Below are 17016 nucleotides of genomic sequence, written 5' to 3' on the forward strand. Positions count from 1 at the left end.
CGTCCTCTGATGGGCCCGTTGCGCACGCGCGGCGACCGGGGCGTCGGGTGGGTTTCAAGATTGCAGGAGGGGCAATGGCTGGATTTCAGCTGATGCGGCGGTATTTGGACGACGACGCCGACATTGACGATTGGATGGCGCAGCGGAACGCCGAGATACAGCTAGCGCCCGACGCGGAAGCGGCAGGACGTGAAGCCTGGTCCCAATCGACTCGTACAGGGGAGAACCTGGCGGCGGCGCAGCCCGGCGACGTGACGGCAGTCGGTGTTCAGGCGCTTGGCCGAGATGACCCATCGGCACGAGGCAACGCGTCACCATCGAACCTCGATGACGCATCTCCGCTGCCGCTCGCCACGGTCGAGCCGGCAATCACCGCGGCGAAGTTGCCGGACGCTGACGGCCTGACATCGTTGCCGGACGCGTTTCGCAACGCGAGCCGATTTGCGACGGCCCGCCCAGGCGACAGCATCTCGCGCCTGCTCGGAACCAGCGATCCTGCGGCCATAGGCCGGTTCCTGACAGCCAACGGCCTAGGCGCCCGAGACTCGACCCTGTTCGCGGGCCACAGCTACGCCATTCCGAGCGGCCCCGGCGACGCCACTTCCGATGAAATCGCTGCTGGCCAACATCTACTTCGAATGGACAATGCAAGGGTGGCTGCCAACGAGGGCGCCGCTGTCAGGAGCGAGGTGGGTCGATCTGCCGCCGCACCTGCTCCAACACGACCCGCACCCCATCCAGGATCGGGTGGCGTAGTTCAATACGGAGCCCTTCAGGCGCCCTTGCCCTCCGATCAGGATCTGGCTGAGCTTCGTCGGCAGCAGGCGGCGTTCTCGGACACGACCCGCAAGATCGACCTTCAAAACAGCTGGTTCGCCGCGCCGGCGCTTGCGGCGCCGCTCCTGGCGCTTGGGCTCGGAGCCGCCGGGGAATGGGCGACGGGCGAACTCGCTCCAGAGGCCGAACAAGCGGTCGCAAATTTTGTCGAGCGCGATCCTTATCTTCGCGTGGGCGACAATTGGGCTACGCGGGCCGGCCGACGGGCGCATGCCGCGCTTAAGCAACGTCTCGCCGAAAAGCCGGGCTGGAAATATGAACCTCGGATCGAGAGGCCGGGCGATCCGGCCTTGAAACCCGACGTCGGCGGGCCACAGCGGAATCCGCTGGACCCCCGGAGTAGGAAGCTGATGGAGCTCAAGCCTAATACACCCAGCGGCCGAGCCGCCGCGGCTCGAGCCGTCAAGCGCTACTTCGACGCGACCGGCCGGATTGTGCGCCCGATCTTCTACGATCAGCGACCATTCATATGAGCCGGCGATCGTATGTCTCGGTGCTGGATGATGTTCTGACCCCACTGGGATTCCGGCGGACCGGAAAACGCTGGTCCCGCGTCGTCGGAGACATGTTGGAGGAGATCGATCTTCAAGTCAGTTCGGTCGCCGGGACAACTGCCAATCTATGGACCAGTGATCTGGCGACCCAGGAACTCCTGCGGGAAGCCATTCCATGGAAGCGGCCCCTGGGCATCATTCAGGAAGGCCAGCGAATTGGTGAGTTGATGTGCGGCCGAGACATCTGGTGGAAGAACGAACCCAATGGTCCTGCAGAGCTTGCAGAAGCGCTCCGAGTTTATGCGCCGCGCTACTTCGAAGGGCGGCGAAGACTTGAAGACCAAGCCAAGTTCCTGGGACGGGGCACACAGAAGTGGAGTTGGACACCGGGACGCATTTATCTCGCGCTGACGCTCTATCGAATGGGAGAGGTCGACGAAGCGCGCCGCGCATTGTCCAACCCTCCGAAATCCGAGGTCGGAACCTGGAAAGAACAGGCCGACAGCGTTCGGTCGTGGCTCGGATGCGGATCGGGTGGCGAAACTAGGCAAGAGTCCTGATCGTGGGCCGCGCCAGGGCCGGACCGGCCACGCCGATCCGCCTGAACGCCGGCAGCTTTGCGGCACTGCCTCCCGCCTGGGTCGGCGCGCTCCTCCGCCCCGTGAAGTCGACGACCCTCGTCCGATCGCAGTTCACAAGGATCCATGACCATCTAGCGAAGCTCTGGGGAGACGAGACGTGCGATCAGCTCGGGCTTCCCGAGGAGGCGATCGCCTGGCAGCGGCTCGCCTTCGCAGCCGGCGCCGGTGACGACGCCACCGCGATCGACCTCGCCGAGCTGCGGGCCCGGATCGCGTGGCCGGACGCCTTTCCGGATGATCAGCAGGTGCTCGAGAACGGGCTCATCATCACGACGATCCACCAGTCGAAGGGCATGGAATTCGACATCGTCACCCTGCTCGAGGCCTCTGAGGATGCAGCGGCCGAGGATGACGAGGACGACCGGAGCGCCTCCATCGAAGTGTTACAAACATCCCGTCTAAGCCTCCCCGTAAGTGTAGCTTTGGCTTGGGGGCGTTGAGTGATCGGTGGTGGGCGCGGTGAGCTGTTCGGGGTTGGCTTCAGCGGCGAAGGTTTCGCGAAGCCCGAACCTCCCGGCGCCGTGGTACTCCACCGGTTTTTGATGACCCGCAAGGCCGGCATGTTTCTCGGCCTCTCCCCGCGTACCTTGGAGAAGCACCGCGTTCTGGGCACCGGGCCGATCTACCGGAAGCTGGGCGGTCGGGTCGTCTACGCGATCTCGGACCTGCAGGCCTGGGCGGACCTCGGGGTGAGACGTTCGACCGAAGCGAGATCGGCATCACTCCGACGACTGGCCAGCGGCGGGGCCGATAGCCGACTCCGGCATGCGACCATGGCCTTCATCGCGAGGTTAGGCGCCCCGCGTGTGCAAATTGCACACGGCCTTCCCTAAGTTGTTGAAATACCGCCAGAGTCCGCCCAGTCCCACAAAGGACCGACTGGACGGCTTTTTTTCATTCAAAACAACATCTTAGCGGCCAAGCTCTTGTGCGCGGCAAAGGCGGTTTTTCACCCCGATTTTGCCAACAATCTTATCTAAGTCACGGAAACTATGGTAGAATCGGCCTAGGTCCCGCTGCAGAAGAACATCAATAAAATCAATATGTTATCCGTAGCGCCCATGATGGACTGGACGGACCGGCATTGCCGGGTCCTGCACCGGACGCTGACCCGCCGCGCCAGGCTCTACACCGAGATGCTCACCACCGGGGCGATCCTGCATGGTGACCGCGCGCGGCTGCTGGACTTCGACGCGGCGGAGCATCCGGTGGCCCTGCAGCTCGGCGGCTCGGAGCCGGGCGACCTCGCCGAGGCCGCGCGGATCGGCGAGGCCTGGGGCTATGACGAGATCAACCTCAATGTCGGCTGTCCCTCGGACCGGGTGCAGTCCGGCCGCTTCGGCGCCTGCCTGATGCGCGAGCCCGAGCTGGTCGCCGAGGGCATGGCCGCCATGGCCGCGGCGGTGAAAATCCCGGTGACCGTCAAGTGCCGCATCGGCGTCGACGACCAGGATCCGGAGGAAAGCCTCTTCCGTCTGGTCGATCTCTGCGCGGAGGCCGGCGTCCGCCACTTCGTGGTCCATGCCCGCAAGGCCCTGCTGAAGGGCCTGTCGCCGAAGGAGAACCGCGACGTGCCCCCGCTCGACTACCCGCTGGTCTATCGGCTGAAGCGCGAGCGGCCGGAACTGACCATCGCCATCAACGGCGGGATCGGTTCGCTGGAGGAGGCGCAGGCGCATCTGGCGCGGGTGGACGGCGTGATGCTGGGACGGGCCGCCTATCACACGCCGGGGCTCCTGGGCGAGGTCGACGCGCGGCTGTTCGGCGAAGGTGCGGTGGTCACGCCGGCCGAGGCCGTGGCCCGCTACCGGCCCTACATCGTCCGCGAACTGGCGATGGGGACCCACCTGGCGGCCATGACCCGGCACATGCTGGGCCTCTTCCACGGCGCGTCGGGCGCCCGTACCTGGCGGCGGATCCTCACGGTCGAAAGCGTCAAGCCGGGCGCTGGGCTGGAGGTCGTCGACGCGGCCTTGTCGGCCGTGTCAGGGCTGCAGGATCAGCGCCTCGCGCGTCGCCTGGAAGCTGGCGAGGCGGCCTAGGTAGCTCATCCCGAGCAGCGAGGTGTCGAGGCCCTTCTCGATCACCAGGGCGTCGACGTTGTCGACCCGCGCGCCGGCTACGGTGACGCTGGCGAGCTTCACGGCCGCGGCCCGGGTCGAGCCCCCGGCGGTGACCACCTTATAGCCGTAGTTCAGCCCGGCCATGTCGATGCCGAGCTTGCGGGCGTCGTCGGGCGTCAGCGCGATGGCGCTGGCGCCGGTGTCGACCAGGAAGCGCACGCTCGCGCCATTGACCTGGCCCTGGGCCCAGTATTCGCCGTCGGCGGCCTTGCGGATGGTGGCGTGCGGGCCGGTCGGCGCGAGGTCGGCGATCGGCTGGTGCAGGGCGGTGTCGGCGCGGGCGGCTTGGGCGGCCGGCGCACGCTCGGCGGCCGTGGTGACCGCCAGGGTGAGGGTGACGGCCGAGAGACCGCTCACCACCGCCACGAAGATGAATTTCGGGAGGGTCGACACCCTGTACGCATCCTGCCGCAGCGAAATCCGGGCTGCCATTCGATGCAATCCTAGATGCGCGGGGTTTTAGAAGCCGTGAACGGGCAGGCTTAACCAAACATGGCCAGCTTGGCCGGGCTGATGCGGCTGCGGCGGGCGGGAAGCTCTTGCATGATCCGCGCGCGCTCCTCGTCGGTCAGCCGCACCCAGCCCGCGACCTCCGACAGCTGCCGGTAGCAGCCCATGCAAAGGCCGCTCTCGCCGTCGACCACGCAGACCTTGATGCACGGCGTGGCGATGGCGCGGGGCGGTCCGGAGGGTGGCTGGGCGGCGGGTTCGCTCATGGCTGGGGGATAGCGTAGGTGACGATGGCCTGCGCCGCCAGCCGGTCAGGGCTCTCGGTCCAAAGGCGCACGTCGCAGACTGCGTTGCGGCGGCCGAGCCGCAGCAGCTCGGCGTCGGCGTGAATGTCGCCAGGCGCGGCGCCGCGCAGGAAGTTCATGGTCAGGGACGAGGTCACCGCCATCAGCTGGTCGCCGATATGGGCCAGCACAAGGGCGTAGGCCGCGGTGTCGGAGAGCGACATCAGGATTGGGCCGGAGATCACTCCGCCCGGCCTGAGCAGCCCCTCGCGATAGGCGGTCATGACCCTCACCCGGCCGGGTGTCACCTCCCAAACGGTTGGGAAGGCGTCGGGTGGGGCGCCCGGGAAGGCCTTCTTGAGCAGCGCGTTGACGCCGGCGGCGTCGAGCACGGGGGTCGGAGCGGGCATGGCGCGTCATGCCAGCTTCCGGCGAAGCGTGACAACTAAATTGTAGTCATAAGTAACATCAACGTAACGACTGTATAGATGGAACATTAAATACTGTTCATTGCCTGTAATTCATTTGAGCTTTGAGAGCCCAAGCGCCAATTTCCACTCGGGGACTGTTCTGAGGGAGAAATAGTCATGAAATCCGCTGCCATCGTTCTCGCCGTGCTCAGCCTCTCGACCGCCGGCGCCGCCGCGGCCTCCGACAAGCTCAACGACATGGACTACCTGAAGGCCAACCGCTGCCTGGGCCTCGCGGCCGCCATGAACGTCGACACCACCAGCCTCAACGCCATGCTGAAGACCGAAGGCCGCTCGCGCAGCGAACCGATCCTGCTGCGCGGCCAGGACGAGCTGGCGCGCGCCAAGCACGACGCCGACCGGGCGAGCTACAAGGAACGCCTCACCGCCGAATTGAATGGCCCCTGCATGGCCTATCTGGGCGGCGGCGCCGGCAGCCGGGAGACGGCGACCTCCCGCTAGGTTCGTCGCCCGCCGACCGTCAAAGGCGTAGCGCGCCGCCGCCCGGCCGGCGCGCTTTTCCTTGCGTTTCGGATCGTGGAACCCAACCTTCGCCCTGAGAGCTTCTGTGGCTTGGGGCGAATGGAAGGATCCGTGACAGCTTGACCTCGGTCCTGAGACCCGGCGAGACCTGCTGGCGCACGGCGCGGGCGGACCGGGCGGCTTTCCTCGTCGATACCGAGGCCTATTTCTCCGCTGTCTTCGCCGCCCTGCAGAACGCCCGGCGTTCGGTGCTGCTGCTCGGCTGGGGGTTCGATCCGCGCACGCGGCTGTTCCCCGACGGCTACGACGGCCCCGACGACCCCGACGAGGTCGGCCGCATCCTGGTGGAACTGGCCTGCGCGCGGCCGGACCTCGACGTGCGCCTCTTGATCTGGCGCTCGGCCTTGCCGATCGCCGCCCAGCAGGAGTTCTTCCCGCACAAGGCGCGCCAGTGGTTCAAGGACACGCCGGTGCATTTCCGGCTCGACGACCAGGTGCCGTTCGGCGCCTGCCATCACCAGAAGGTGCTGGTGATCGACGACCGGCTGGCGTTCTGCGGCGGCGGCGACATCGCCGTCGACCGCTGGGATACGCCCGGGCACCGCGACGACGACCTGCGCCGGATCATGCCGGACCAGGAATATCACGCGCCCCGCCACGAGGTGATGATGATGGTCGACGGGCCGGCGGCCACGGCGCTCGCCGACCTTGCCCGCGCCCGCTGGCTGCGCGCAACGGGTGAGATCCTGGACGCGCCCGAGGACGCCGGCGGCGATCCCTGGCCCGACCATGTGCCGCCGGCCCTGACCGACGTCGACGTCGGCATCGCCCGCACCGTCCCGGCCTGGAAGCGCCAGCCCGAGATCGACGAGATCCGGCGGCTCACCCTGGCCTCGATCGCCGAGGCCAAGGAGACGATCTACCTCGAGAACCAGTACTTCACCTCGCCCCTGATCACCGAGGCGCTGGCCGCGCGGCTGGCGGAGCCGAACGGCCCGGAGGTGGTGCTGGTCTCCACCGGCCACGCGCCGAGCTGGTTCGACCACCTGACCATGGACCGGGCGCGCGGGGCGATGATCTGGCGGCTGCGCGCGGCGGACGTCTTCGGCCGCTTCCGCGCCTTCTGGCCGGCGACGGCCAAGGGCCACACCGTGATCGTCCACTCCAAGACCAGCGTCTTCGACGACCGCATCGCCCGGGTGGGCTCGGCCAACCTCAACAACCGCTCCGGCGGCTTCGATACCGAATGCGAGCTGGCCGTGGAGTGCGACGCCGAGGACGCCCGGATCGCCATCGCCGCCTTCCGCGACCGGCTGGTGGGCCATTTTATGGGCTGCACCGGCGACGCGGTGGCCAAGGCCCGTGCCGACTACGGCGGTCTGGTCGGCGCGATCGACGCGCTCAACCGCGACGGCCGGCTGCAGCCCATCGAGCCGCCCGAGGTCACCGGCTTCGGCGAACTGGTCGCCAAGTACCACCTGGGCGACCCGCAGGACCCCAGGGACTCCTGGAACCCGGGGCGCCGCCGTGATCGGCTCTATGAGGCGGTGCGCGCCATGCAGCTGTTGGGCGCGCCGGCGGCGGTGGAGTCGCTGGACGACTAGGCCGCGGCCACCTCGAAATCCATCACCAGCGGCAGGTGGTCCGAGGCCACGCGGGTCAGGGGCTCGAAGGGCGCGAAGACGTCCAGCACCTGGATCTGCGGGCTCACGAACAGGTGGTCGATGCGCAGCACCGGCAGGGGCGAGGGGAAGGTGGCCGTGGGCGAGCTCTTCGTCGAAAGGCTCCGCGCGGCCTTCAGCCGGGTGGCGAACGTCCGGTAGACCACCGATGTGGCCGTGGCGTTGAAGTCGCCCAGCAGGATCTGCGGGCCGCGGCAGAGGGGGTGCTGCAGCCAGGCGGGGCCCGCCAGCCAGGCGGCCTGGATCTGCTGCTCGCGCGGCACCAGGCCTAGGTGGGTGTTGATGATCTGCACCGGCGCGCCCTCGATCTCCACCTCGACCCACAGGGCGCCGCGCGGCTCGAGCGCTCGGATGCGGTCGTAGCCGGGCAGGGGCCCCACCTGCACCAGCCGCTCGGGGTAGGCGGTGAGGATGGCGTCGCCGTAGCGCTCCTCCTCGACGGTCAGCGCCGCGTGGAAGTGGCAGGCCATGTCCAGGCGCCGGGCGATCTCATGGGCCTGGTCGACGTGGCCGGTCCGCCGCCGGCCCACGTCGAGCTCCTGCAGGGCCACGATGTCGGGCTTCAGCTTGGCGAGCACGGCGGCCACCCGCGCCACGTCCAGCCGCCGGTCGTTCCCGACGCAGCGGTGCACATTGTAGGTGACGATACGGGGCATGTGGCGAGGGGTGCTTTGCTTTTGCGGCCAAGGCAAGGCTGGCGGAACGGCTGGAATGGCGCGCGGGTTCGCGGCTAAGTTCGCACTTCGAGTCTGGGGGACGCCGGTTGCCTATCCTACTTGCTTTCGCCGAGCCGCCCGCGGCTGTCGCGCCGGCGGCCACGGCGCCAGTCCTTCGCCAGAGTTTCGTCGTAGGCCCGAATTGGGTGTCGTCCCCGACCGCGAAGGACTACGCCGACGCCTATCCCGCCGCCACGGCAGGGGAGCCGGCTGATGGTGCGGCGAGGGTCTACTGCACGGTCACCGACGCTGGCGAGCTCACGGCCTGCGAGGTCAAGGAGGAATCGATCGTGGGCCAGGGCCTTGGGCAGGCGGTGTTGGCGCTCGCGCCGAAATTCAAGATGGCGCCGCTGAGCATGGACGGGCAAGCCGTCGGCGGCAAACTCGTCGAACTGTACCTCCGCATACGCCCGCCGCCCCCGTCTCCGCCGCCCGGCGTACGGCTTGTCGTCCACCCGACCTGGGTGGCTCGCGCCGCCGGAGTGGACGCTGCGAAGTACTATCCCGTGCGGGCTTTGAGGATGGGCGTGGAGGGTGACGCGACGCTGCAGTGCGGCATCGATGCGCAGGGCCTCCTGGCAAACTGCGTGATCACTTGCGAGTTTCCGAAGGGCTCCGAGTTCGGCGGGGCAAGCTTGGCGCTGAGCGCGCTCTTCCAAATGGAGCTCGTGGACAAGGACGGGCAGTCCGTTGTGGGCGGCATGGTGCGCCTGCCGATCAACTGGCGGCTGCCTCGCTAGAATTGGCTTCCCTTTACGTTAACGTCATCTTCCCAACGCCCGGCCTTCCGGCTTAAGGTCGGGCCTCGCCAGGGAGCCGGCCATGAACCTCGACTTCACGCCTGAAGAGAACGCCTTCCGCCAAGAGGTCCGGGCCTTCATCAAGGACAACTATCCGAAGAACCTGCGCGCGGCGCAGGACTCCGGCGCGACCCTGACCCGGGACCTCTACCTCGCCTGGCACAAGGTGCTGGCCAAGAAGGGCTGGGTCGCCCCGTCCTGGCCGGTGGAGTTCGGCGGCACCGGCTGGACGCCGACCCAGAAGTACATCTGGTCCGAGGAGTCGGCCGAGGCCGAGACCCTGCCGCCGCTGCCCTTCGGCGTCGCGATGCTGGCCCCGGTGATCTACACCTTTGGCACCGAGGAGCAGAAGAAGCGCTTCCTGCCGGGCATCTACAACGGCGAGGTCTGGTGGTGCCAGGGCTACTCCGAGCCGGGGGCGGGTTCGGACTTGGCCAGCCTGAAGACCAAGGCCGAACGGATCACCGCCGACGACGGCAAAGAATATTACATCGTGAATGGCCAAAAGACGTGGACGACGCTGGGCCAGTTCGCCGACTGGGGCTTCTTCCTGGTCCGCACCGACCCCGACGCCAAGCCGCAGGCCGGCATCTCCTTCCTGCTGATCGACATGAAGAGCCCGGGCGTCACGGTCCGGCCGATCATCACGCTCGAAGGCGGCCATGAGGTGAACGACGTCTTCCTCGACAATGTGAAGGTGCCGGTCGAAAACCGCATCTTCCACGAGAACCAGGGCTGGACCTGCGCCAAGGCGCTCTTGGCCCATGAGCGGTCGGGCATCGCCGGGGTGGCGCGCTCCAAGCGCAATCTCGAAAAGCTCCGCCAGATCGCCACGACCGAGCATTCCGACGCCGGCGGGACCCTGCTCAGCGACGCCTTCTTCCGCCGCAAGGTGGCCGAGCTGGAGATCGACCTGACGGCGCTGGAATTCACCGAGCTGCGGACGCTGGCGGGCGAGGCCAGCGGCAAGGGGCCCGGCGCCGAGAGCTCGATCCTCAAGATCAAGGGCACCGAGATCCAGCAGCGGCTGCAGGAGCTGGTGCTGGAGGCGGTCGGCCACTACGGCGCGCCCTTCCTGCGCGACCTCGGCCACAACGCCCAGATCGGGCCGGGCTATGCGGTCGACGCGGCGGGCGACATGTTCAACGGCCGCAAGACGTCGATCTTCGGCGGCTCCAACGAGATCCAGCGCAACATCATCGCCAAGATGGTGCTGGGCCTCTGACCGCGCCGCCAAACCCCATCACCTCAGCTCTCACGCATTAGGCCCGCCCGATGGATTTCAGCTTCACCGACGAACAATCGATGCTGCGCGACACGGTCGCGAGCTATCTGGCGGACCACTATTCGTTCGACCAGCGGCGCGCGGCGCTCGCCAAGGAGCCGGGCTGGAGCCCGGCCATCTGGAAGGCCTTCGCCGAGGAGCTCGGCATCCTGGGCGCGCCCTTCTCAGAGGAGCTGGGCGGGCTGGGCGGCGGGCCGATCGAGAACATGATCGTCATGGAGGAGATGGGGAAGGCGCTGGTCGTCGAGCCCTACCTCGGCACGGTAGTGATCGGCGGCGGTTTCCTGAAGCACTCGGGCTATGCGGGCGCCGAGGCGCTGATCGGCCAGATCATCGCCGGCGAGGCGATCTTCGCCTTCGCCTACGCCGAGCCGCAGGGCCGCTACAACCTCGCCGACCTGAAGACCACGGCCAAGAAGGACGGCGGGTCCTACGTCCTTAACGGCCACAAGGCGGTGGTCATCGGCGCGCCCTACGCCACCCACCTGATCGTCACCGCGCGGACCGACGGCGGCCAGCGCGACGCCCAGGGGATCAGCGTCTTCATCGTCGAGAAATCCGCCGCGGGCGTCTCGACGCGCGACTATCCGACCGTCGACGGCTTCCGCGCCTCGGAGGTCATCTTCGAGAACGTCAAGGTGGGCGCCGACGCCCTGGTCGGGCCGGAAGGCCACGGCCTGCCGCTGATCGAGAAGGTGGTGGACGAGGCGATCGCCGCCACCTGCGCCGAGGCCTGCGGCGTGCTCGCCAAGCTGCACACCGGCACCCTCGAATACACCCGCCAGCGCAAGCAGTTCGGCCAGCCGATCTCGTCCTTCCAGGTGCTGCAGCACCGGATGGTCGACATGTTCATCCAGGTCGAGCAGTCGGTCTCGATGACCTACATGGCCACCATCAAACTCGCCGACGACAAGCAACGGACCAAGGCCGCCGCGGCCGCCAAGGTGCAGATCGGCAAGGCCTGCAAGTTCGTGGGCCAGAACGCCATCCAGCTGCACGGCGGCATGGGCATGACCGACGAGATGGCCATCGGCCACTACTTCAAGCGCGCCACCATGATCGAGGCCGCCTTCGGCTCCACCGACCATCACCTGGCCCGCTACGAGTTCCTGAGCCTGGGACAGGCGGCCTAGGACTCCGCATAGAGCGCCTGGCGGAATTCCGGCGCCAGGCACCAGGCGCGGAACGCCTCCATGGCCGGCGATAGAGTTCTCGAGCGAAGCGACGTCAGCCAGTAGCGCCCGACGTCGACGGTCGCCGGAAAGGGCTGCATGAGCTGGCGGGTGTGAAGCTCGCGGCCGAACATCACCGGCGGAGCGATCGCCACGCCCACGCCCTGGGTCGCCGCGTGGACCATCAGGCTCAGGGAGTCGAATACCGGGCCTGACGGGTGGGGCGGATCGAGGCCGACCGCAGCGAACCAGGCCGGCCATTCGTCGCGCCGATAGGACCTGAGCAGCGGCAGGCTGGCGAGGTCGCGGGGCCCCTCCAGCCGCGCGGCGAACTGCGGCGTGCACAGGGGCGCGAGCGGCGCGGCCAGCACCTCCTCGGCGCGCACGCCGTGCCAGGCGCCGTCGCCGAAGCGGATCGCCATGTCCAGGCCCTCGGCGGCCAGGTCCACCTTGTTGTTGTGGGTCATCAGCCGCAGCTCGATCAGCGGATGGGCCTCGCGGAAGGCGGCCAGCCTCGGCAGCAGCCAGCGCACGGCGAAGGTGCCGACCACGCCCAGGGTCAGGATCTCTCGCACCGCGCCGGCCTGGAAGCGCTGCATGGCCCGCGACATGCGATCGAAGGAGTCGCTGAGCACCGGCAGCAGGGCCTGGCCCTCGTCGGTCAGCACCAGGCCGCGGGCGAGACGCTTGAAGAGCACCGCGCCCAGCCGCGTCTCCAGCGCCTTCACCTGATGGCTGATCGCCGCCTGGGTGACGCACAGCTCGGCAGCCGCGCGGGTGAAGCTGAGATGCCGCGCCGAGGCCTCGAAGGCGCGCAGGGCGTTGAGTGGAAGCTGCGGCCGATCCATGGTCCAAGCCCAAATTTATCTAATGTCTGATCCTTAGCTATCATCGTTTGCGCGCTTCACCCATTCCGGACGACGGTCTGCCTCCGACGCGGGGGAGGGCGGGCATGGCGAGCTTGGTGGTCAATGGCGGGCGGCGGCTGGAAGGCCGCATCACCCCTTCAGCGAACAAGAACGCGGTGCTGCCGGCGCTCTGCGCCAGCCTGCTGACCCGCGAGCCCGTGGTGCTGCACGGCGTGCCGGACGTGACCGACGTGCGCAAGCTGCTGGCATTCTTCGAAGGGCTGGGGAGTGAGGTCGAGGCCGACTTCAGCTCGGGCGTCGTGCGGCTGGTCCACGGCTCCGGCCTGGATCCCGCGGCCGCGCGCCTGCCGAGCGGCATGCGGTCGACGGTGATGCTGATCCCGGGCCTGCTGAGACGGTTCGGCGAGGCGGTGCTGGAGGACGACGCCAAGGGCTGCACGCTGGGCGTACGCGAGATCGATCCGCACCTGGAGATCTTCAGGGCGTTCGGCGCGCGGGTCTCGGCCGAGCCGCGCGGCCTGGTGATCGCCGCGCCCAAGGTGTTCGCGCCGGTCCGTCACTGGTTCGACTACGCCTCGGTCACCGGCACGGAGAATTTCCTGATGTGCGCGGCCATGGCGGCGGGATCGTCGCGGCTGGTCAACGCCGCCTGCGAGCCGCACGTGCAGGAGTTCTGCGAGATCCTCGGCGCGATGGGGGTCAGCGTCCGCGGCGTCGGCGCCTCGACCCTGGAAGTGGCCGGCCGGCCCGAACTCGGCGGCGCGACCCACACCTTCGCCGAGGACTTCCATGAGACCGCGACCTTCCTGGCGCTGGGCGCGATCACCGGCGGCGCGGTGGAGGTGCGCAACGGCGCGCCGGAGCAGTTCGCCCTGATCGACCGCACCTTCGCGAAGTTCGGCGTCGAGGTGACGCACTTGGGCGGCTGGTCGCGCGTCCGGGCGGGTAGCGTGCTGAAGGTCCGCCCGGCCTTCACGCCGCACCTGCTGCCAAAGGTCGAGGCCGCGCCCTGGCCCTATGTCCCGGCCGACCTGCTGCCGATCTTCATCGCGCTCGGCGCCCGGGCGGAGGGCTCGGTGATGTTCTGGAACAAGGTCTATGAGGGCGCGCTCGGCTGGACCTCGGAGCTGTCGAAGTTCGGGGCCCACGCGGTGAGCTGCGATCCGCACCGGATCATCACCTACGGCGGCGCACCGCTCAGTCCGGCGGAGGTCGAGAGCCCCTACATCATCCGCGCCGCCATCGCGCTCTTGATGCTGGCGGCCAGCGTCGAGGGCCGCTCGGTGATCCGCAACGCCGATCCCATCAACCGCGCCCACCCGCGCTTCGTCGAGAACCTGAAGAGCCTGGGCGCCGACGTGGAATGGGCGGCGTGAGGGTCGCCGGGGCCCCCGAGAGTTCCTGACCTGGGACAGGCGGCTTAGTGCTATAGGCCTGCGCTCGCCCTGACCGGCCCTTCGGCCGGCGGGGCTGAGCGGAGTTTTGAATTTGGCGACCGTCAGCACCAAGAGCCGGATGGACAAGATCGGCGTGAAGGGCGGCATGCGTGTCGCCGTCATGGGCGTGAAGGATCCGACGCTAAGCGCGGAGCTGGCCGAGCAGGGCGCGGTGCCGGTGAGCGAACTCGCCAACCTCGACATCCTGTTCTACGCCGCCGACAGCGCCGGTGAGCTCGGCCGCATCGAGGCCCTGGTGCCCATGCTGGCCGAGAAGGGCGCTCTCTGGATCGTCTCGATCAAGGGCAAGGCCGCCACGGTGCAGCACGCCGAGGTCATCGACGCGGCCAAGGCCCGGGGCCTGATCGACAACAAGGTCGTGGCGTTCTCGCCGACCCAAACCTCGCTGCGGTTCACGCGGGCCAAGGCGGTGGCCGCGGCCGAGCCCGCCGCGGAGCCGGTCGCCTAGCCCAGCGTGGCCAGGGCGTCGTGGTCCAGGATGTGGCGCGACGCACTGCCCAGCATCTGGATGAACATGTCGTCGCCGCGCGGCGTCTGCTTGACGACCATCGCGGCGAAGAAGGCGGTCATGAACAGCAGGAAACCGCCTCGGGCATAGTCGCGCGCGAGATCCGCAGCGCCATATCCCGAGACGCCGTGGGCCTTGAGGCCGGCGAGGTAGCGGTCGAGCAGGGCGGCCTCGCTGGCGCGCCGCACGTCGGGGTTCAGGGCGCCGGCCAGGAAGTAGGCGACGTCCGTGGCCCCGATCCCGAAGGCGAAGGACTGCCAGTCGAGCGTCGTCACCGGATGACCGCCCGCTGCGGTGGCGAACATCATGTTGTCCGGGCGGAAGTCGTTGTGCGTCAGGCAGTGGGGCGTCTTCTGCGGTCTGGCGAGCGCGGCGTAGCTGCCGGCCACCCGCTCGCCGATCTCGATCCAGTCCGGCTCCAGCCGCTCGGCGTACCGCGCGCGAAAGCCCATCCAGAGCGCTCGCACCATCTCCGGGTTGACCGGGCCGGTTGGCGCGGCGCGCGAGCCTGAGACCCAGGGCAGGTCGTCCAGGCCCGGGTCCTCCCAGTGCGAGGCGTGCAGCCTGGCCGCCTCGTCGATGACCAGCCCGGCCTGCTCCAGGCTAACGCCCGCAAGCTGGTTCCCCGGCTCCGCCGGCCCGAGGTCCTCCATCAGCAGCACGAACTCGCCGCTCTCCGGGGCCACGTCGGCGAACAGGCACTTCGGCGTGCGGATCAGGGCGCCGTCGGCCAGGTGGCGGTAGAACATCACCTCGCGATGGTAGTTGCCCAGCATCACCCCGGTCTTGAAGCTGTCGGGGTCCGCCGAAGGGAACTTGCCCACCAGCGAGGCTGGAGCCTGATCGCCGCCGCGCGCGTAGCTCAAGGTGAAGCGGACGCTGTCGCCGATCTGGCCGGTGCCGACCGCCTTGGCGGTGAACCCCGACACCACCGCATCGACGCCCGCGCCCTGCAAGGCTCGGGTCAGCCAGGCGGCGTCGATGGCCCCGGGCCTGCGGATGTCGGGCTGGGCGGGGGTCATGCCGGAAGCTGGTGGATGTAGACCTCGTTCAGCGCGATCTCGCGGCCGCGCAGGATCACCAGGTCGAAACCGCGCAGCTGGCCCGCGGCGCCCAGGTCGCAATACCAGCGTCCGCAGAACCCGCCGGGGATCGGCCAGGTCTCGTCAGGCGCATAGGTCATCGGCGGCGTGGCGGCGAAGAGCCCGGTGAGGTAGGCCGACAGCGCCGCGCGGCCCGCGAGGCCGCCCACCGTCTGCGCGTCCTTGTAGACGCAGTCCTCGGCGTAGAAGGCGGCCAGGCGGGGGACATCCTTGGCGGTCCAGGCCTGCAGCCATTCGGCGTTGAAGGCGTCGATCTCGTCGGGGGTCATGGCGTTCATGGGCCCCTCAAGCCTCCGGGCCAAGCGCGCGGTCGCGGTGCGCCTGGGTGAAGATCTCGGCGGGCGGGACCTCGGGGCCGGCCATCACCGCGACGGCGTGCATCCCCAGGATCGGATCGGCCGCGGCGCGCTCGAAGTGGCGCCGGCGGCGTTCGCGCGCGGCCTCGCCGAACTCCATGTCGAGCCCCGCCTGCAGCGTGGCGGCGGCCCGCAGCCGGCGCATCCGTTCGCGCCGTTCCTCGCCATAGGGGGCGAGCGCCGCCGGCGTCCAGTCGTCGCTGGCCTTCAGGAGGTCGCTGACCAGGCGGACGTCGCGATAGGTGATGGAAAGCCCCAGCCCGATGATCGGATCGTTCCAGCCCGCCGCGTCGCCCACCAGCACGACGCCGGGCGCATAGGGCTCGTCGGTCCAGGAGTCGGCGTTGACGTAGCTGTAGAGCGGGCCGGCCGGGCGTCCCGCCACCAGGTGGCGGTTCTCCGGTGAGCTGCGCATGGCGAACGCATCGAGGAACCGGCGCGCGGCGTCCGGCCCCTTGAAGCGCTTGGCCTCGCCGAGCGCATAGCCGCCGTAGACGCGCACCCGTCCGGATCCCTGCGGGAACGCCAGGAAGCCGAAGTCGTCTTCCGTGCCGATCGCCTGCAGGTCGTCGGCCCAACCCTCGACGCCGTCCACCAGCAGGCCCGCGAACCAGTGGTGCGGCTTGTCCTGATGCAGGGCGATCCCGGCGGCCTCGCGGACCTGAGACGTGCGGCCATCGGCGCCGACGATCAGGCGGGCGCTGACCGCCACGGTCTCTCCGTCCTGCTCGAAGGCCAGGGCCGGCGAGGGGCCCAGGGTCAGCGCCGTCACGGTCACCCCGCGCCGGGCGTCCGCGCCGGCCTCGCGGGCGGCGTCGAACAGGGTCTGGCAATGCAGCGGGTGGCCGAGGCAAAGCGGCCCCGGGACGTCGGGCGCGAAGATGCCGAGCGGCAGGGCCTGGCTCGCCGCGACCGCGGGATCCTTGCTCTCGTCATAGGTGATGTGGCGGCTGAGGTGGTGGCCTCCGACCTTCCGCAGCAGGTCGTAGAGGCCCACCCGGCGGGTTTCGACCACGCCCCAGGGAGCGATCCACTCGCCCCGCACCCGGTCCACATAGGTCTCGGACTGTTCGAGCAGCAGCACCGAGCGGCCCTGGCGGGCCATGACGGCGGCCAGCGCCGAGCCCCCGATGCCTCCGCCCACGATCGCCAGGTCGTAGGTGGTCATGCGACGTCCTCCGCGCCGCTGTCTCGCGGCCTTAGAACCACGCTAGGCCGCTTCCTCGGCGGAACTCAACGCTGAGCCTTTACCTCCCGCGTAATCGACCGGCCTCGCGGCGTCCGGT

Annotated in this window: 20 protein-coding genes; 12 read left to right on the plus strand and 8 right to left on the minus strand. The window is 68.8% G+C overall.

The window, feature by feature from the left end; genetic code table 11:
* Positions 1-47 precede the first annotated feature (47 nt).
* The 5 genes from ACESMY_RS09340 to dusA all read left to right on the plus strand — a co-directional run bounded on the left by ACESMY_RS09340 (position 48) and on the right by dusA (position 4014).
* A complete protein-coding gene (locus tag ACESMY_RS09340) occupies positions 48-1310 on the plus strand; it encodes a hypothetical protein (protein ID WP_372784297.1) in 1263 nt (420 codons plus the stop codon).
* A complete protein-coding gene (locus ACESMY_RS09345) occupies positions 1307-1891 on the plus strand; it encodes a DUF4304 domain-containing protein (protein ID WP_372784298.1) in 585 nt (194 codons plus the stop codon). Before ACESMY_RS09340 ends, ACESMY_RS09345 begins: the two co-directional genes overlap by 4 nt.
* 2 nt (positions 1892-1893) lie before the next feature.
* A complete protein-coding gene (locus tag ACESMY_RS09350) occupies positions 1894-2412 on the plus strand; it encodes a hypothetical protein (protein WP_372784300.1) in 519 nt (172 codons plus the stop codon).
* Positions 2413-2514: 102 nt separating this feature from the next.
* Positions 2515-2805: a helix-turn-helix transcriptional regulator gene (locus ACESMY_RS09355; protein ID WP_372784352.1), complete on the plus strand. Its 291-nt coding sequence runs from the start codon at positions 2515-2517 to the stop codon at positions 2803-2805.
* A gap of 210 nt (positions 2806-3015) precedes the next feature.
* Positions 3016-4014, plus strand: a complete 999-nt coding sequence (gene dusA / locus ACESMY_RS09360) for a tRNA dihydrouridine(20/20a) synthase DusA (protein WP_372784301.1) — start codon at positions 3016-3018, stop codon at positions 4012-4014.
* On the opposite strand, the gene ACESMY_RS09365 is transcribed toward dusA, so the two are convergent.
* The 3 genes from ACESMY_RS09365 to ACESMY_RS09375 are packed head-to-tail and all read right to left on the minus strand — an operon-like array spanning position 3958 to position 5239.
* Positions 3958-4527 carry a TIGR02281 family clan AA aspartic protease gene (locus ACESMY_RS09365; RefSeq protein ID WP_372784302.1) on the minus strand — a complete coding sequence of 190 codons (570 nt, stop codon included), beginning with the start codon at positions 4525-4527 and terminating at the stop codon, positions 3958-3960. The genes dusA and ACESMY_RS09365 overlap by 57 nt on opposite strands.
* Before the next feature lie 50 nt (positions 4528-4577).
* Positions 4578-4811, minus strand: coding sequence for a DUF1289 domain-containing protein (locus ACESMY_RS09370; RefSeq protein ID WP_372784303.1), 234 nt, complete (start codon positions 4809-4811; stop codon positions 4578-4580).
* Positions 4808-5239, minus strand: a complete 432-nt coding sequence (locus tag ACESMY_RS09375; RefSeq protein WP_372784304.1) for a PaaI family thioesterase — start codon at positions 5237-5239, stop codon at positions 4808-4810. Before ACESMY_RS09375 ends, ACESMY_RS09370 begins: the two co-directional genes overlap by 4 nt.
* A 177-nt stretch (positions 5240-5416) precedes the next feature.
* On the opposite strand from ACESMY_RS09375, the gene ACESMY_RS09380 reads away from it, so the two are divergent.
* Positions 5417-5761, plus strand: a complete 345-nt coding sequence (locus ACESMY_RS09380) for a hypothetical protein (RefSeq protein WP_372784305.1) — start codon at positions 5417-5419, stop codon at positions 5759-5761.
* Between the two features lie 140 nt (positions 5762-5901).
* Complete coding sequence (locus ACESMY_RS09385; protein WP_372784306.1) at positions 5902-7386, plus strand: phospholipase D-like domain-containing protein; 1485 nt, start codon at positions 5902-5904, stop codon at positions 7384-7386.
* Here ACESMY_RS09385 and ACESMY_RS09390 read toward each other — a convergent pair.
* On the minus strand, positions 7383-8120 hold the full coding sequence (locus ACESMY_RS09390; RefSeq protein ID WP_372784307.1) for an endonuclease/exonuclease/phosphatase family protein: 738 nt from the start codon (positions 8118-8120) through the stop codon (positions 7383-7385). The genes ACESMY_RS09385 and ACESMY_RS09390 overlap by 4 nt on opposite strands.
* Before the next feature lie 107 nt (positions 8121-8227).
* On the opposite strand from ACESMY_RS09390, the gene ACESMY_RS09395 reads away from it, so the two are divergent.
* The 3 genes from ACESMY_RS09395 (at position 8228) to ACESMY_RS09405 (ending at position 11398) form a co-directional block, all read left to right on the plus strand.
* Positions 8228-8920: an energy transducer TonB gene (locus ACESMY_RS09395; protein WP_372784308.1), complete on the plus strand. Its 693-nt coding sequence runs from the start codon at positions 8228-8230 to the stop codon at positions 8918-8920.
* A gap of 82 nt (positions 8921-9002) precedes the next feature.
* A complete protein-coding gene (locus tag ACESMY_RS09400; RefSeq protein ID WP_372784309.1) occupies positions 9003-10205 on the plus strand; it encodes an acyl-CoA dehydrogenase family protein in 1203 nt (400 codons plus the stop codon).
* Positions 10206-10255: 50 nt separating this feature from the next.
* The gene (locus tag ACESMY_RS09405; RefSeq protein ID WP_372784310.1) at positions 10256-11398 is read left to right on the plus strand and encodes an acyl-CoA dehydrogenase family protein; all 1143 of its coding nucleotides are present in this window, start codon (positions 10256-10258) and stop codon (positions 11396-11398) included.
* Here ACESMY_RS09405 and ACESMY_RS09410 read toward each other — a convergent pair.
* A complete protein-coding gene (locus ACESMY_RS09410) occupies positions 11395-12285 on the minus strand; it encodes a LysR family transcriptional regulator (protein WP_372784311.1) in 891 nt (296 codons plus the stop codon). The two genes, ACESMY_RS09405 and ACESMY_RS09410, sit on opposite strands and share 4 nt — an antisense overlap.
* A gap of 104 nt (positions 12286-12389) precedes the next feature.
* Here ACESMY_RS09410 and ACESMY_RS09415 point away from each other — a divergent pair, with 104 nt between their 5' ends.
* Both ACESMY_RS09415 and ACESMY_RS09420 read left to right on the plus strand, forming a co-directional pair.
* Positions 12390-13682 carry a UDP-N-acetylglucosamine 1-carboxyvinyltransferase gene (locus ACESMY_RS09415; RefSeq protein WP_372784312.1) on the plus strand — a complete coding sequence of 431 codons (1293 nt, stop codon included), beginning with the start codon at positions 12390-12392 and terminating at the stop codon, positions 13680-13682.
* A 112-nt stretch (positions 13683-13794) separates the two neighbouring features.
* A complete protein-coding gene (locus tag ACESMY_RS09420; protein WP_372784313.1) occupies positions 13795-14211 on the plus strand; it encodes a hypothetical protein in 417 nt (138 codons plus the stop codon).
* Here ACESMY_RS09420 and ACESMY_RS09425 read toward each other — a convergent pair.
* From ACESMY_RS09425 to ACESMY_RS09435, 3 genes are read right to left on the minus strand one after another with little or no spacing between them, the layout of a single operon-like run.
* A complete protein-coding gene (locus ACESMY_RS09425; RefSeq protein WP_372784315.1) occupies positions 14208-15293 on the minus strand; it encodes a phosphotransferase in 1086 nt (361 codons plus the stop codon). The genes ACESMY_RS09420 and ACESMY_RS09425 overlap by 4 nt on opposite strands.
* Positions 15290-15652 (minus strand): nuclear transport factor 2 family protein, encoded by a 363-nt coding sequence (locus ACESMY_RS09430; protein ID WP_372784316.1) that lies wholly within the window; start codon positions 15650-15652, stop codon positions 15290-15292. The genes ACESMY_RS09425 and ACESMY_RS09430 overlap by 4 nt, the downstream gene beginning before the upstream one ends.
* 7 nt (positions 15653-15659) lie before the next feature.
* Positions 15660-16898, minus strand: a complete 1239-nt coding sequence (locus ACESMY_RS09435) for an FAD-dependent oxidoreductase (RefSeq protein ID WP_372784317.1) — start codon at positions 16896-16898, stop codon at positions 15660-15662.
* Positions 16899-17016: the final 118 nt, after the last annotated feature.

This window comes from Phenylobacterium sp. (genome assembly GCF_041691455.1).
In the GTDB taxonomy this organism is placed as follows: domain Bacteria; phylum Pseudomonadota; class Alphaproteobacteria; order Caulobacterales; family Caulobacteraceae; genus Phenylobacterium.